This is a genomic window from Verrucosispora sp. WMMC514, from assembly GCF_027497295.1.
GTDB lineage: Bacteria > Actinomycetota > Actinomycetes > Mycobacteriales > Micromonosporaceae > Micromonospora > Micromonospora palythoicola.
The window spans coordinates 3022575-3037531 of record NZ_CP114906.1; the positions used below are offsets into that span (position 1 = coordinate 3022575).

The 14957-nt window shown below is 72.3% G+C and carries 13 protein-coding genes and 1 pseudogene; 11 read left to right on the forward strand and 3 right to left on the reverse strand.

Annotated elements, in window-relative coordinates; all coding sequences use genetic code 11:
- Positions 1-986 precede the first annotated feature (986 nt).
- From O7597_RS13640 to O7597_RS13660, 5 genes and pseudogenes are all read left to right on the forward strand, one after another.
- A pseudogene (locus O7597_RS13640) lies at positions 987-1304 on the forward strand (hypothetical protein); the annotation flags it as partial.
- 266 nt (positions 1305-1570) lie between these two features.
- Positions 1571-2161 (forward strand): type II secretion system F family protein, encoded by a 591-nt coding sequence (locus O7597_RS13645; RefSeq protein ID WP_269742672.1) that lies wholly within the window; start codon positions 1571-1573, stop codon positions 2159-2161.
- 63 nt (positions 2162-2224) lie between these two features.
- Positions 2225-2353 carry a DUF4244 domain-containing protein gene (locus O7597_RS13650; protein WP_205808979.1) on the forward strand — a complete coding sequence of 43 codons (129 nt, stop codon included), beginning with the start codon at positions 2225-2227 and terminating at the stop codon, positions 2351-2353.
- Complete coding sequence (locus O7597_RS13655; RefSeq protein WP_269740232.1) at positions 2350-2718, forward strand: TadE family type IV pilus minor pilin; 369 nt, start codon at positions 2350-2352, stop codon at positions 2716-2718. The genes O7597_RS13650 and O7597_RS13655 overlap by 4 nt, the downstream gene beginning before the upstream one ends.
- Before the next feature lie 212 nt (positions 2719-2930).
- Positions 2931-3320, forward strand: a complete 390-nt coding sequence (locus tag O7597_RS13660; RefSeq protein ID WP_269740231.1) for an Rv3654c family TadE-like protein — start codon at positions 2931-2933, stop codon at positions 3318-3320.
- A 108-nt stretch (positions 3321-3428) separates the two neighbouring features.
- Here the strand turns inward: O7597_RS13660 and O7597_RS13665 are convergent, their stop codons facing one another.
- The 3 genes from O7597_RS13665 to O7597_RS13675 form a co-directional block, all read right to left on the reverse strand.
- The gene (locus O7597_RS13665; protein WP_269740230.1) at positions 3429-4007 is read right to left on the reverse strand and encodes a hypothetical protein; all 579 of its coding nucleotides are present in this window, start codon (positions 4005-4007) and stop codon (positions 3429-3431) included.
- 70 nt (positions 4008-4077) lie between these two features.
- Positions 4078-4284: a hypothetical protein gene (locus O7597_RS13670; RefSeq protein ID WP_164446462.1), complete on the reverse strand. Its 207-nt coding sequence runs from the start codon at positions 4282-4284 to the stop codon at positions 4078-4080.
- A 105-nt stretch (positions 4285-4389) separates the two neighbouring features.
- On the reverse strand, positions 4390-6783 hold the full coding sequence (locus O7597_RS13675) for a DEAD/DEAH box helicase (protein ID WP_281582890.1): 2394 nt from the start codon (positions 6781-6783) through the stop codon (positions 4390-4392).
- 140 nt (positions 6784-6923) lie between these two features.
- Between O7597_RS13675 and O7597_RS13680 the strand changes: the two genes are divergently transcribed.
- From O7597_RS13680 to topA, 6 genes are all read left to right on the forward strand, one after another.
- Positions 6924-7265 carry an STAS domain-containing protein gene (locus tag O7597_RS13680; RefSeq protein ID WP_099847876.1) on the forward strand — a complete coding sequence of 114 codons (342 nt, stop codon included), beginning with the start codon at positions 6924-6926 and terminating at the stop codon, positions 7263-7265.
- Positions 7265-7699: an ATP-binding protein gene (locus tag O7597_RS13685; protein ID WP_164446460.1), complete on the forward strand. Its 435-nt coding sequence runs from the start codon at positions 7265-7267 to the stop codon at positions 7697-7699. Before O7597_RS13680 ends, O7597_RS13685 begins: the two co-directional genes overlap by 1 nt.
- Before the next feature lie 293 nt (positions 7700-7992).
- Positions 7993-10371, forward strand: coding sequence for a sodium-translocating pyrophosphatase (locus O7597_RS13690; protein WP_164446459.1), 2379 nt, complete (start codon positions 7993-7995; stop codon positions 10369-10371).
- A 119-nt stretch (positions 10372-10490) separates the two neighbouring features.
- Positions 10491-11033: a hypothetical protein gene (locus O7597_RS13695; RefSeq protein WP_164446458.1), complete on the forward strand. Its 543-nt coding sequence runs from the start codon at positions 10491-10493 to the stop codon at positions 11031-11033.
- The gene (locus O7597_RS13700; RefSeq protein WP_281582891.1) at positions 11024-11791 is read left to right on the forward strand and encodes a hypothetical protein; all 768 of its coding nucleotides are present in this window, start codon (positions 11024-11026) and stop codon (positions 11789-11791) included. The genes O7597_RS13695 and O7597_RS13700 overlap by 10 nt, the downstream gene beginning before the upstream one ends.
- 302 nt (positions 11792-12093) lie before the next feature.
- Entirely contained in the window at positions 12094-14919 is a 2826-nt protein-coding gene (gene topA, locus O7597_RS13705) for a type I DNA topoisomerase (RefSeq protein WP_281582892.1), read from the forward strand.
- Positions 14920-14957: the final 38 nt, after the last annotated feature.

A 14957-nucleotide genomic window follows, 5' to 3' on the forward strand; every position in this document is an offset into this window, starting at 1 on the left:
TGACCCACCGGATGCGCGGGCGACGTGCCCTGTCCGGGTCCGGGGACGGCGGGAAGGCGGCCGACGATCCGCTGGTCGCGTGGATCGTCGCCCTGCGTGAGGCGGGTGGTCACCGGGACGGCGAGAGCCTGCGTGGCCGGGGTTGGCGCAGCCCGGAGCCGACCGGTGTCGGGTGGCCGGCGACAACGGAGGCGGCGCCTGCGTGGCGTGCAGCTCAGCCGTCGAGGCCAGCGGGGTCCCCGATCGGCTGGCCCAGGTCAGGGCCGCCAACAGTACCGACCCCCTCCCGTCCGCCGGGGCCGCGCGGAAGTCGGCGGCCGGGGCGGCCCGGTGGTGTAGCCGGTGCTGTCGTACCGGGAGGGGCATCCGCCGTCGCGGAGCGGACGGCACGGGGAACCGGCATACGGCTGTCGGACGAGGATCAGACCGCCAGCGGCGACATCGACCACCGTCACCAGACCGGCCACCACGATCAGACCGGCCACCACGATCAGACCGGCCATCGGGTACCGGCCGACCTGCGAATACCGCTCGAGCATCGCGCGCAGACCGATCAGCGGGCACCTCGGGCGACGCGACCGGCGGCGTCAGTGGCGACACCGCGGCTAGTTCTGGTGCTGACCTGCCTGTTCGGCGCGGGGATCGGTCAGTTGCTGGCCGGTCCGGTGGCGGCGGTGGCCCTGGCCGGCTACGGCGTACTGGGTGTGCGGGCGATGCGCCGCCGGGTGACCCAGGGCCGGGCCGTCCGCGACCGCCGGGAGCGGCTGGATCAGTTGTGCGCCCTGGCCGGGGACCTGCGGGTGGGTCTGCCGGTGCCGGTGGCCGCGCAGGTGCTGACGAACTCGCTGTCGGGCATCACGCCGGCGGCCCACCCGGTCGCGCCGGGTGAGACCGTCGCCGACGACTGCCGGCCCGTCGGGTCCGAGCAGCTACCGCGTCCGGCCATGCCCGGTCCCGCCGAGGATCGGCTCGGGCGACTGGCCGGGGCCGCGGTACGGCTGGCCGAGCGTACGGGGGCGCCCCTGGCCGATCTGGTGGAGCGGATCGAGGCCGACGCCCGGTCGACGGACCGAGGGCTGGCGGCGGCCACGGCCCAGGCGTCGGGTGCCCGGGCGACCGCCTGGTTGCTGGCCGCCCTGCCGCTGGGCGGGATCGGCCTCGGCTACGGCATCGGGGTGGATCCCCTCCAGGTGCTGCTGCACACTCCGGTCGGTGGTGCGTGCGCGGTCGCCGCCGTGGGCCTTCAGGTGATCGGCTTGCTCTGGGCGGAGCGACTCTCGGCCACCTCCGCCGGGAGCAGCTGATGTCCGGGACGCAGCTGGTCGCCGGCGGTCTGGCCGGCGTCGTACTGGTCGCTGGGCTCGCGGTCGGCCGGTACCGGCCCCGACGCCGGCTGCGTCGGCTGTCCGGACAGTCGAGGTCCGGCCGGGTGGGTCAGCGGTTCCGGCGGTCGTTGCCCGGGTGGACGACGTCCCGCGGAGGGAGACCGGCCGCCCAGCGCGACGGGTCACCTGACGAAGCCTCGGCACCGGCCTCGACGACCCCGTCGCGGGATACGAATCGGTGGGGACTGGACGTCGTCCGGCTGGCCGCCGGGCTGTCCGGCCTGGCGGCGGCGGTGCTGATCGAGGGCTGGGCCGGACCGGTGGCGGCGCTGCCCACGGCGGTGCTGCTCGACCGGCTGCTCCGCCGGATCGAGCCGCCGACCGTGCGTCGTCGCCGGCTGCGTGCCACCGCCGACCTACCGCTCGCCGCTGACCTGCTGGCGGCGGCGCTGCGGGCAGGGGCACCCGTGGAACGCTCGCTGCTCGCCGTGGCCGACGCGCTGGGCGGGCCGCTGGGCCGACAACTCGCCCGGGTCGGCCGGACGCTGCAACTCGGCGGTGGGCCCCACGAGGCGTGGGCACATCTGGCGGAGGTGCCGGGCGCGCACCGGGTGGCCACCGCCGCGATCCGCTCGGCGAGCAGTGGCGCCGCCCTGGCCGGGGCGCTCACCCGGCTCGCCGACGACCTGCGAGCTGATCGCGCCGTCGCGCTCGAGGCGGCTGCGCGCCGTGCCGGCGTGCTGATCGTGCTGCCGCTGGGCCTGTGCTTTCTGCCGGCCTTCATTCTCGCCGGTCTGGTGCCGGTGATCGTCGCTGTCCTCGGCGACGTGCTGTGAAACCCAACGAGAAAGGACGAACACGTGCGCAGAATCCTCGCCCGCCTTCGCGGGGACGCCGGAATGAACACCGCGGAGTACGCGGTCGGAACGCTCGCCGCGGTGGCCTTCGGCGGCGTCCTGCTCAAGGTGCTGACCTCCGACGGTGTGCAGTCCGCGTTGACGGCCGTCATCGACCGGGCCCTGAAGTGACCCGGCGCCGGCCGGCCGGCCACGACCGGGGATCGTTCACGGCCGAGATGGCGGCCGGCCTGCCGGCGCTGGTGCTGCTCCTGCTCACCGGGCTGACCACGATCAACGCGGTGAGCACCAAGGCGGCGTGCCTGGACGCGGCCCGGGAGGCGGCGCTCGCCGCCTCCCGGGGTGAGCCGGGCGCCACCGCCGGCCGCCGGCAGGCCCCGGCCGGTGCCGAGGTGGTCGTCGTCTCGGACGGCGACCTCGTCCGGGTGACGGTCCGCGCCTCCGTCCGCGCCCTCGGCGCCGACCTGCCCGCGATCAGCGTCGTGGCCACGGCGGTCGCGGCGGTCGAACCGGGTGCGCCGGAGCCACACCCGTGAGCGCCGTCGCAGCTCGCCCGGCCGCCGCCCCCCAGGGACGCGGCCTGCGTTCCCGTGGACCGTGTGCCGGGTGGAAGCTACCGCTCGGCAGGAAGCCGGGCGGGCCGGCCCGGCGGGGAAGTCCGGGCGCGGGGGCGCTGAGTGGTTTCGGCCGTTGGTGCGGCCGGTTCGCGCCACGGACCGGTCTGCCGGCCCGCCGGCCACCGGCTACCTTGCCGCCCAGTCCATCGCCCCGCTGGTGGTGGCCGGCGGCCCGGGGTGGTGAGCGGGGTGGAGCCACGATCTGCCTGCTGGGGGTGGGGTTGTTGTTCGTCGTGGCGGGCCTGTTCGGTGCGGGGGTGGGAGCCGCCCGGGTGGCGCGTCAGCAGGCGCTGGTGGCCGCCGATCTCGGTGCCCTCGCGGGTGCGGCACGGGTCCTTCAGGACGCGCCGGTGGCGTGCGCCCGGGCGGCGGAGCTGGTCGCCGCGAACGCTGCCCGGCTGGTGTGGTGCCGGATCGACGGGCTGGACGTGCTGGTCACCACGGAGGTGATGGTGAGCCCGTTGCCGGGAATGACCCGGACTGCCAGGGCCACCAGCCGGGCCGGCCCGCTGCGCGGCTGACCGGGTACCGGCCGCGAGCGGTTGGGGCGGTGGTGGGCCGGCCCGCTCGGCGTGGTGGTCGAGCGGGCCGGCCCGGGGCCAGATGGATCGCCGAGGTCAGGATCGGCGTCAGCGGCCCTGCAGGGCGTCGAGGGCGACGGCCATGGCGATCACCAGGCGACGGTCGATCTGCGGGTTCTGGATCTCGACGACGTACCGGTCGCGCAGACCCCACTTCTTGACCACCGAGAAGACGGGCTGCCCGTCCGCGACGAAGTCGAAGTGGTACGGCAGCCAGGACAGCGACTCGACGAAACGGCGCAGCAGTGCCACCGGCATGCTGCGCTCCTGGCCGGTGACGTTGGGCAGACCGCCCTGCTCGACGTGCCAGGTCGAGCGGAGCAGGGACTGCGCGAAGTCCTTCCGGAACAGGCCGATCGGGTTGCCGGCGTGGTCGGTGACGTCGTACGTGGCACCGAGGTCCAGGCGCTGGCGTGCCTTGAAGCCGAGCAGCGGCTGCTGCTTGGACTCGTCGGTGTAGATCGTCACCTGCTCCTTGAAGGCGAGCCGCTTCTGCTGGGCGAACGCCAGCAGCCCGCCCTCGGAACCGTCCGGCGCGACGCTGTGCACCTCGTACTGGTTGACCATGAACCGCACCCGCTGACGGATGTGGAACTGCTGCTGGGCCTGCAAGCTGTCGAGCTGCATGAGAACTCCTCGATTGTGGTGCGCCGGAGTGTCGCACAGTCGGACAACGGCTGCGTGCAGGGTCCGCCGGTCAGCGGACGCCGTCCACGCCCGACCGGTGCGTCATGGTGGTCAACAGCAGATGGATGGTGCGCAGACGTTCGTTGATCTGATCCAGCCGTTCGGCCTGGGCCAGGGTGGCGAGCGCGGTCCCCAGCGCGATCTGCTGGTTGACGTCGAGCTTCTCCTGATCGATGGTGTAGAGCAGGTCGACGGTCTCGGCGATGGTGTCGGCCACGGCCTCTCCTCCATGCTGGCACTGACGGTGAACGGCAAGCACAACGCTCTATGGAAGCGCTCCCACCATCATTGCCCGGCGGCCCCGGTTTTTATACCCGGCCGGTCACTGCGGCAGATTGGTGAGCACCACGTCGAGCACCCGGATCGCGTCCGGCTTGGACAGCGGATTGTTGCCGTTGCCGCACTTGGGTGACTGCACGCAGGACGGGCAGCCGGTCTCGCAGCCGCACTCCGCGATCGCGTCGCGGGTGGCCCGGAGCCAGGACGCGGCCATGCCGTACGCCCGCTCCGCGAAGCCCGCACCCCCCGAATGGCCGTCGTAGACGAAGACGGTCGGGGCCTCGGTGTCCGGATGCACCGCCGTGGATAGCCCGCCGATGTCCCACCGGTCACAGGTGGCGATCAGCGGCAGCAGCCCGATGGCGGCATGTTCGGCCGCGTGCAGCGCTCCCGGCACGTCGGCCGGCGGCACCCCCGCGTCGATCAGCGACCCGGGGGAGAGGGTGAACCAGACCGCGACGGTACGCAGCTCGCGCGCCGGCAGGTCCAACGGGCGGGTGTCGATCACTTCGCCGGTGGCGATCCGTCGCCGCTGGTAGGAGACCACCTGACTGGTCACGTCCACCTCGCCGAGGAAGAGCCCGACCGGGCCGGCGTCCACGTAGGAACGCACCGAGACCACCGACAGTGACGTGACGTCGCGGGCGTGCGTGGACCAGTCCGGCTCCTCCGGGTGCACCAGCGCGCACCCGTCGTCGAGGTCGAGCGAGTCGACCACGTACGACGCGCCCTGGTGCAGGTAGACCGCGCCGGGGTGCAGCAGGAAGTGCGCTGAGCCGCCGTCGACCGTACCGAGCAGCCGGCCGGTCGCCGCCTCCACCACGCAGACCGGGGCGCCACCGTCGCCGCGCAGATCCACCTCGGGCCGTTCCCGATGCCGCCAGTACCAGCCGGTCGGCCGTTGGCGCAGCGCGCCCGCCTCGACCAGCGCCGCCACGGCCTCCTTGGTGCCGTCGCCGAAAAGCTCCAGGTCGGCCGCGGTCAACGGGGCCTCCGCCGCCGCGCAGGCCAGCTGCGGACCGAGCACGTACGCGTTGGCCGGGTCGAGCACCGTCGCCTCCACCGGTGCCCCGAAGACCGCCTCCGGATGGTGCACCAGGTAGGTGTCCAGCGGGTCGTCCCGGGCCACCAGCACCGCGAGGGCCTCCTGGCCGGAGCGCCCGGCCCGGCCCGCCTGCTGCCACAGCGACGCCCGGGTGCCCGGATAACCGCAGATCACGACCGCGTCCAGCCCGATCAGGTCGACTCCCAGCTCCAGGGCGTTGGTCGAGGCCAGCCCGAGCAGCTCGCCGTGCAGCAGCGCCCGCTCCAACTCGCGACGCTCCTCGCGCAGGTAGCCGGCCCGGTACGCGGCCACCCGGTCACCGAGCCCCGGCACCGCCTCGTCGAGGCTGCGCCGGGCGCTGGTCGCCACCACCTCGGCGCCCCGGCGGGAGCGGACGAAGGCCAGCGTGCGTACCCCGGCGGCGACGGTGTCGGCGAGCAGGTCGGCGGTTTCCCGCAGCGCCGACCGGCGTACCTGGGTCAGCTCGGGCCCGGGCTCGCCGGACCCGGCGGTCGACGGGTCCGGCGGGAGCAGCGGCGGCTCCCAGAGGGCGAAGGTGACCCCGGCGCGCGGTGAGGTGTCCTCGGTGACTGCGGTCACTCGGAGGCCGGTCAGCCGGCCGGCCGCCGAGGCCGGATCGCCCGACGTCGCCGACGCCAGGACGAACGTCGGTCCGTCGGCGCGTCCGTACCGGGCGCACTGCCGGCGCAGCCGGCGCAGTACGTGGGCGACGTGTGAGCCGAACACGCCCCGGTAGACGTGGCACTCGTCGATCACCACGTACGCCAGCCGGCGCAGGAAGCCGGACCACTGGGCGTGGCCGGGCAGGATGCCGTGGTGCAGCATGTCGGGGTTGGTCAGCACGAACCGGGAGTGCCGCCGGATCCACTCCCGCTCGGCCCGCGGGGTGTCGCCGTCGTAGCAGGCCGGGCGGACGCCCTCGATCTCCAACGCGGCGACGGCGCGCAACTGGTCGGCGGCCAGCGCCTTGGTCGGTGTCAGGTAGAGCACGGTGGCGCGCGGGTCGGCGAGCAGCGTGGCCAGCGCCGGCAGCTGGTACGCCAGGGACTTGCCGGACGCGGTGCCGGTGGCCACCACGACGTGTCGGCGGTCGTACGCCAGGCCGGCCGCTTCGGCCTGGTGCCGCCACGGCGTGGTCACCCCGCGCCGGGCGTACGCCGCGCGCAGCTCCTCCGGCGCCCAGGACGGCCACGGTGCCGGTACCCCGATCCGGGGCGGCACCCGCTCGACGTGGGTGACCGGATCGGCGGGATGCCGCTGGCGTAACCGGCGCAGCAACTCCCCGGGCGACGCGAGCGGTGGGCCGGCCGTAACGGCGTCGGTCGGGCGCTCGGGGCCGCTGCCGGCGGATACGGTGGCTGCCGAGGTCACGTCCTGCACTCTCGCACTGGTGTTCGGGTGTTGGGAAATCGGCGTGCCGGGTACGGATGGGCTGCCCCGGTGAGTCGTCGGCCCGACTCCGGGGTAGTGGTTAGATGCCAAGAGAGTTTACGGCTGCCTGAGGAGGACGGATGGAGCTGTCGCTGGCGACCCGCACCGTGGGTGAGCACACGGTGCTCGAGGTCGGCGGTGAGGTGGACGTCTACACCGCCCCCCGGCTGCGCGAACGGCTCCTGGAACTGATCGACGCCGGGGCCCGGCACGTGGTGGTCGACCTGGGTCGGGTGGACTTCCTCGACTCCACCGGGCTGGGTGTGCTGGTCGGCGCGCTCAAGCGGCTGCGTACCGCGGACGGCACCTTCGCCCTGGTCTGCGACAAGGAGCCGCTGCTCAAGATCTTCCGGATCACCGCGCTGGACCAGGTGTTCCCGTTGTACCCGACGGTCGAAGCGGCGACCGGCGCCGGTCAGTGATGGCCACCGTCCGGCTCTCCTTCTCGCCCGCGCCGGTGCACGTGCGTACCGCCCGCCTGGTCGGCGTCGCGGTGGCCCGGCGCGCTGGCGTTCGCGAGGATCTGCTCGACGAGGTCCGCCTGGCCATCGGCGAGGCGTGCACCCGGGCGGTCGCTCTGCACCGTCAGTACGGCCTCGCCGAGCCGGTGCTGGTGGAGATGTCCGACTCGGGGACGTACGCGGTGCGGGTGGTGGACCGGGCACCGATCGAGGCGAGCATCGGTCTTGCCGCCCTCGACGCCGACCAGTTGGCCAACGAGTCGCTCAACGAGGACGACCTGACCACCGGAGTGGGCTTCGCCCTGCTCGCCGGATTCGTCGAGGATCTTCAGGTCCGCCCCGTCGACGAGGGTGTCGGCACCGAGGTACGGATGGTCTGGCCGGTCAACCGCTGACCTCGCGCGGACCCGCCGACCGGATCACCATGGACCGGTCCCTATATCAGATTTCGGTTCATAACACAGCGACGGAGATCATCCAGACCCGCCGCCACCTCGGTGTGACCTCGAACACTGGGGGCGGCTAGAGTACGCGGGTTGTCAGCAAGTGATCCACCCGGCAGCCAGCACAGATGGGCGTGGAGTCGCTGGTTCGCCGGGTGGATCGGCGCGCGCTTGCGAATTCGCATCCAGGCGCCGGACGGTGCGTCTCCACCGGCCGGCGCGTTGTTCGGCACAGGAGGACACAGATGTCCGACACCTTGGCCGCCGAGGGCGGCGGGATCTCCCTCACCGGAGCCAATGTCACGTACGTCGTCATCGCCGCGGTGATCGCGCTGGTCGCGCTCGCCTTCGCCGCCGCGTTGACGAAGACGGTGCTGGCCGCCGGCAAGGGCACCACCAACATGCAGGAGATCTCCGGGGCCGTGCAGGAGGGCGCCTCGGCCTACCTGCTCCGGCAGTTCCGGACCCTGGCGATCTTCGTGGTGATCGCCGTGGTTCTGCTGTTCCTGCTACCGGTGCACAACACCGACGGCAGCGAAGTCGCGGTGAAGATCGGTCGCTCGCTCTTCTTCGTGGTCGGTGCCCTGTTCAGCGCCTTCATCGGCGGCGCGGGCATGTGGCTGGCGACCCGGGCCAACCTGCGGGTGGCCGCCGCCGCCCGGGAGCGTGAAGGTGGCCGGGAGTCGGCCATGAAGATCGCCTTCCGGACCGGTGGCGTGGTCGGCTTCCTCACCGTCGGTCTCGGTCTCTTCGGTGCCGCGCTCGTTGTCCTGATCTTCCGGGGTGACGCGCCGACGGTGCTGGAGGGCTTCGGCTTCGGCGCCGCACTGCTGGCCATGTTCATGCGGGTCGGCGGCGGCATCTTCACCAAGGCCGCCGACGTCGGCGCCGACCTGGTCGGCAAGGTCGAGCAGGGCATCCCCGAGGACGACCCACGCAACGCCGCCACCATCGCCGACAACGTGGGCGACAACGTCGGCGACTGCGCCGGCATGGCCGCCGACCTGTTCGAGTCGTACGCGGTCACCCTGGTCGCCGCGCTGATCCTGGGCCGGGCCGCGTTCGGCACCGACGGCCTGGTGCTGCCGCTGATCATCTCCACGATCGGGGTGCTGGTCGCCATCATCGGCGTCTTCATCACCCGGCTGCGCGCCTCCGACCGCAACGGCCTGACCGCGATCAACCGGGCCTTCTACCTCTCCGCGCTGATCTCGGCGGTGCTGGTCGCGGTGGCCACCTTCGCCTACCTTCAGCCGACGTGGGCGGCGCAACTCGGTGACGACTGGCGGACCACCCTCGGTGTGAACGGCGGCGACCCGCTCTTCGGCCCGCGCGGCGTGGTCATCGGCGCGGTGATCATCGGTATCGTGCTGGCCGCCGCCATCCAGGCGTTGACCGGCTACTTCACCGAGACCAACAAGCGTCCGGTGCAGGACATCGGCAAGAGTTCGCAGACCGGTCCGGCGACCGTCATCCTCGCCGGCATCAGCGTCGGCCTGGAGTCGGCGGTCTACTCGGCGCTGCTCATCGCCGGTGGTGTCTTCGGCGCCTTCCTGCTGGGCGGCGGGTCCATCACCCTTTCGCTGTTCGCCGTGGCGCTGGCCGGTACCGGCCTGCTCACCACCGTCGGCGTGATCGTCGCGATGGACACCTTCGGCCCGATCTCCGACAACGCCCAGGGTGTGGCCGAGATGTCCGGCGACATCGACGAGCACGGCGCTCGTACGCTCACCGAGCTGGACGCGGTCGGCAACACCACCAAGGCGATCACCAAGGGCATCGCGATCGCCACGGCGGTGCTGGCCGCGACCGCGCTGTTCGGCTCCTACACCGACACGCTGCGCACCGCGTACGCCGACGCGGGGGTGACCGACGTCGGTGCCGAGATCCTCAACGCGTTGAACGTGTCGAACCCGCAGAACCTGGTCGGCCTGATCATCGGCGCGGCGGTGGTGTTCCTCTTCTCCGGTCTGGCCATCAACGCGGTCTCCCGTTCGGCGGGTGCCGTGGTGATGGAGGTCCGCCGACAGTTCCGCGAGCTGCCCGGAATCATGGACCGCACCCAGCGTCCGGAGTACGGCAAGGTCGTCGACATCTGCACCCGCGACGCGCAGCGCGAGCTGCTCACCCCGGGCCTGCTGGCCATCCTGGCGCCGATCGCGGTCGGCTTCGGCCTCGGGCCCGGTGCGCTGGCGTCGTACCTGGCCGGTGCGATCGGTGCCGGCACGCTGATGGCGGTCTTCCTGGCCAACTCCGGCGGTGCCTGGGACAACGCGAAGAAGATGGTCGAGGACGGCGCGTACGGCGGCAAGGGTTCCGAGGCGCATGCCGCGACCGTCATCGGCGACACCGTCGGTGACCCGTTCAAGGACACCGCCGGCCCGGCGATCAACCCGCTGATCAAGGTGATGAACCTGGTGGCGCTGCTGATCGCGCCGGCCGTGGTGGCGTGGAGCGTGGGCGACGACCGTAACGTCGGCCTGCGGGTCACCATCGCGCTCGTGGCGACGTTGATCGTCGTCGCGGCTGTGGTGTTCAGCAAGCGCAAGAGCATCGCGATGGGTGACGACGCCGACAGCGGTTCCGGCAGCGCGGACCCGCGTCCGGAGGAGATCAAGGCCTGACGCGTCGGGCACACCAGTCCCCGGTCGGCAACGTCTGCCGGCCGGGGACCGGTCGCCTCCACGGACCCCGGTACCGATGACCGGTGCCGACCGGGAGGAGAAGCCGTACGCTGCAACGCATGCGTACGTGCCGGGCGGCAGCCGCCGGAAAGTTCACGGTGGTCCTGGCTACGCTGATGCTGGTGGCCGCCTGCGGCTCCAGCGGCCCCAGTCCGCGCGCTTGGGCCGCCTCGGTCTGTTCGGCGCTGACCCCCTGGCGGGCCGAGATCAGCAAGTTGACCAACAGCACCGACCAGCAGATGACCGCGCAGACCACCCCGGCGCAGGCCAAGGAGAACCTGGTCCGGCTCTTCGGCGGCGCCGAGCAGGCCAGCGAGACCGCCCGGCGCAAGGTGGAGCAGGCCGGCGTGCCCGAGGTGGAGCACGGCGAGGAGGTCTCCGCCGGCTTCCGCGCCTCGCTCGCGTCGATGCGGGACGCCTACGGCCGGGCCCGGACCACCATCGACGGCCTGGGCACCGGCGAGGCCAGCGCCTTCTACGACGGTGTCCGCGACGCGGTGGAGACCCTCCAGCAGGAGTACGACGCCAGCGCGCTGGACACCAGCCGGCTCGACTCCGAGGAGTTGAAGCGCGCCTTCGACGAGGTACCCGAATGCCGTTGAGCGGTTCCGGCGAGACACCGGCGGCGCAACCGCTGCCGGTGTCCTTCCCGCCGCCCGCCGAGCCACCACCGACGCGCCGTCGCGGGCCGACCGGCCGCCGGCCCGCCCTGGTCGACGCGCCGGCCGACGACGGCTCTCCGGACGACCCGTCACCGGTGCCGGCCGACGCGACCGGCCGCGACCGGCAACTGGTCTTCTTCGGCGCGGAGACCGGTGAGCCCTCCGTGGCCGACCTCGCCGGGCTGCTCGCCGGACCGGGCGAGGTGCACCGGATGGGCGGCACGGCCCGGTTGTCGGTGGTGGTGGCGGCCGCGTGGCGGGTGCACGTGCTCGTCGCCGAGCTGGCCCAGCGGGGTGTCCGCAGCAGCTGGGCGCCCACCGAGGACCAGCGCTACGCGGTGCGGACCGCGTACACCCGGACGATCGTCCCGCTCGCGGCGGCCTGGCTGCGCGGCCCGACGCAGCATCCGCCACCGAATTTCCAGCTCGACGGCCGGCGGCTGCGTCTCTGGCTCGCCGCCGCCGGGGTGGCCGATCCGCCCGACTTCCTGCTCCATCTCGGCGGTGACGATCCGGTCCGGTGGGCTGCCGTCGGTGCCGCCCTGGCCACCGCCGGGCTGACCGGTGAGCTGGTCACGAGCGGACCCGGTGGTCCCGCGTACCGGATCGCGGGCCGCCACCGGACCCGTCGGCTGGCCGAACTGGTCGGTGAGCGCCCGTCCGCGAGCCCGCCCACGGCCTGGCCGAGTCGGGTCTGACGGTCGGCGTGGCTGTCCGATCCGAGACAGCCGGGTGTCGGGGAACACAGGGAGAATCGGCCGGGTTTGACCTCAACCGAGGGGCTGCCATGGTCACAGCGGCCCGCTCGACACCCTACCCAGGGTGTACGGTGACGCCGTCTGGCGTGACCACGGATCGTCCGGGGCGGATTGCCGCCCGCGAAACCCGAAACACGGACGGCGCGTTACGTTGGACATCCGGACCGCCGGGTACCGGTGGGACGAGTGCGCCCCGAGCCGGCCAGGCGCGGCCATTGAGTGGGAATGAGGTCGAAACAGACGTGCCGAGCAACGCTGGAACCACCCGTCTGGTCATCGTCGAGTCTCCGGCGAAGGCCAAGACGATCTCGGGCTACCTGGGCCCGGGGTACGTCGTGGAGGCCAGCTTCGGGCACGTCCGTGATCTGCCCCGCAACGCCGCCGACGTGCCCGCCCGCTACAAGGGTGAGCCGTGGGCCCGGCTCGGCGTCGATGTCGACAACGGCTTCCACGCCCTCTACGTCGTCTCCGCCGACCGCAAGCAGCAGATCAGCAAGCTGACCAAGCTGGCCAAGGAGGTCGACGAGATCTTCCTGGCCACGGACGAGGACCGCGAGGGCGAGGCGATCGCCTGGCACCTGGTGGAGACCCTCAAGCCCAAGGTGCCGGTCCGGCGGATGGTCTTCCACGAGATCACCAAGCCGGCGATCCAGGCGGCGGTGGCCAACCCCCGGGAGATCGACCGGGATCTGGTCGACGCCCAGGAGGCCCGGCGCATCCTCGACCGGCTCTACGGCTACGAGGTCTCCCCGGTGCTGTGGAAGAAGGTCATGCCGAAGCTCTCGGCGGGCCGGGTGCAGTCCGTGGCCACCCGGATCGTGGTCGAGCGGGAACGGCAGCGGATGGCCTTCCGCACCGCCGAGTACTGGGACATCCTGGCCACCCTCGCCGTGACCAACCCGGGCGAGGGGCCCCGCACCTTCAACGCCACCCTGGTCGCGTTGAACGGCGACCGGATCGCCACCGGCAAGGACTTCGAGCCGACCACCGGCCGGGTCCGGCCCGGCGCCGGTGTGGTCCACCTCGACGAGGGTGGGGCCCGGGGGCTCGCCGCCCGCCTGGCGGATCGACCGTTCACCGTCACCCGGGTCGAGGAGAAGCCGTACCGCCGCCGTCCGTACGCCCCCTTCATCACCTCGACCCTCCAGCAGGAGGCGGCCCGGAAGCTGCGGTTCTCGTCGCAGCAGACGATGCGCACCGCGCAGCGGCTCTACGAGAACGGCTACATCACCTACATGCGTACCGACTCGGTGAACCTGTCGGAGACCGCCATCGCCGCGGCCCGCCGGCAGATCGTCGAGCTGTACGGCGAGCGCAGTGTGCCGCCGGAGCCGCGTCGTTACACCGGCAAGGTGAAGAACGCGCAGGAGGCGCACGAGGCGATCCGCCCGGCGGGAGACAACTTCCGGACCCCGGGCGACGTGGCCAAGGAGTTGTCGGCCGAGGAGTTCAAGCTCTACGAGCTGATCTGGCGGCGCACCATCGCCTCGCAGATGACCGACGCGGTCGGCTCCAGCGTCTCGGTGCGGATCCGGGCGACCACCTCCGGCGGCGAGGAGGCCGACTTCGGCGCCACCGGCAAGACCATCACCGACCCGGGCTTCCTGCGGGCGTACGTCGAGTCCAGTGACGACGAGAACGCCGAGGCCGAGGACGCCGAACGGCGGCTGCCGAACCTGGTCAAGGACCAGCCGCTGACCGCCGACGAACTGGCCGCGCAGGGCCACCACACCCAGCCGCCGGCCCGCTACACCGAGGCGTCGCTGGTCAAGGCGCTGGAGGAGCTGGGCATCGGCCGCCCGTCGACCTACGCGTCGATCATGCAGACGATCCAGGACCGGGGGTACGTCGTCAAGCGCGGCCAGGCGATGATCCCGTCCTTCCTGGCCTTCGCGGTGATCGGGCTGATGGAACGGCACTATCCGCGGCTGATCGACTACGACTTCACCGCCAGCATGGAGAACGAGCTGGACGAGATCGCCGGTGGCGACCACGCCGCCGTCGACTTCCTCACCGCCTTCTACTTCGGCAGCAGCAACGGCACCGGCGACCAGGCCATCGCGCACGCGGGCGGGCTGAAGAAGCTGGTCACCGAGAACCTCAGCGAGATCGACGCGCGCAGCGTCAACTCGATCCCGCTGTTCACCGACGACGACGGGCGTGAGGTGGTGGTGCGGGTCGGCCGGTACGGGCCGTACCTGCAACGTCGGGTGCCCGGCGAGGAGCAGGCACCCGCCGCGGAGGGCGAGGAGGGCACCAGCCCGGGCGACCGGGCGCCGATCCCGGAGGGGCTGGCGCCGGACGAGCTGACCCCGGAGAAGGTGCACGAGCTGTTCCTCGGCGGGGGGGGCGAACGCAAGCTGGGCGACGACCCGGCGACCGGGGAGCCGATCCTGCTCAAGTCCGGTCGGTTCGGCCCGTACGTGGCCAGCGGCGAGCGCAAGTCGTCGCTGCTGCGCTCGCAGTCGCCCGACTCGCTCACCTTCGATGAGGCGCTCAAGCTGCTCAGCCTGCCCCGGCTGGTCGGGGTCGGCCCGGACGGCGCGGAGGTGTTCGCCAACAACGGCCGCTACGGCCCGTACGTCAAGCGTGGTGACGAGTTCCGCTCGCTGGACTCGGAAGACAAGATGTTCACCGTCACGCTGGACGAGGCCCTGGCGTTGCTGGCCGCACCGAAGACCCGCCAGCGCCGGGCCGCCGCCCCGCCGCTGCGGGAGATGGGCAACGACCCGCTGACCGAGATGCCCCTGGTCATCAAGGACGGCCGGTTCGGTCCGTACGTGACCGACGGGGAGACCAACGCCTCGCTGCGACGCGGCCAGACCCCCGAGGCGTTGAGCCTGGAGGAGGCCTCCGAGATGCTCGCCGAGAAGCGGGCGAAGGGTCCGGCCCCGAAGAAGAAGGCCGCCGCCAAGAAGGCCCCGGCCAAGAAGACAACGGCGAAGAAGGCCACCAAGACGACGGCGTCCAAGGCGACCGCCACCAAGGCGACGAAGGCCACCAAGGCAACCGCCAAGAAAACCCCCGCCGCCAAGTCCACCCCGGCGAAAGCCCGCACCACCGACTGACCGCGCCGAATCTTGGTCCGAAACCGCCCCTGGAGGGG

What these genes read in the sequence shown, in the direction of transcription:
- O7597_RS13650 (WP_205808979.1), top strand. Translation starts at nt 2,225, where the DNA reads ATGAACACCGCGGAGTACGCGGTCGGAACGCTCGCCGCGGTGGCCTTC.
- O7597_RS13665 (WP_269740230.1), bottom strand. Translation starts at nt 4,007, where the DNA reads ATGCAGCTCGACAGCTTGCAGGCCCAGCAGCAGTTCCACATCCGTCAG.
- O7597_RS13680 (WP_099847876.1), top strand. Translation starts at nt 6,924, where the DNA reads ATGGAGCTGTCGCTGGCGACCCGCACCGTGGGTGAGCACACGGTGCTC.
- O7597_RS13685 (WP_164446460.1), top strand. Translation starts at nt 7,265, where the DNA reads ATGGCCACCGTCCGGCTCTCCTTCTCGCCCGCGCCGGTGCACGTGCGT.
- O7597_RS13690 (WP_164446459.1), top strand. Translation starts at nt 7,993, where the DNA reads ATGTCCGACACCTTGGCCGCCGAGGGCGGCGGGATCTCCCTCACCGGA.
- O7597_RS13695 (WP_164446458.1), top strand. Translation starts at nt 10,491, where the DNA reads ATGCGTACGTGCCGGGCGGCAGCCGCCGGAAAGTTCACGGTGGTCCTG.
- O7597_RS13700 (WP_281582891.1), top strand. Translation starts at nt 11,024, where the DNA reads ATGCCGTTGAGCGGTTCCGGCGAGACACCGGCGGCGCAACCGCTGCCG.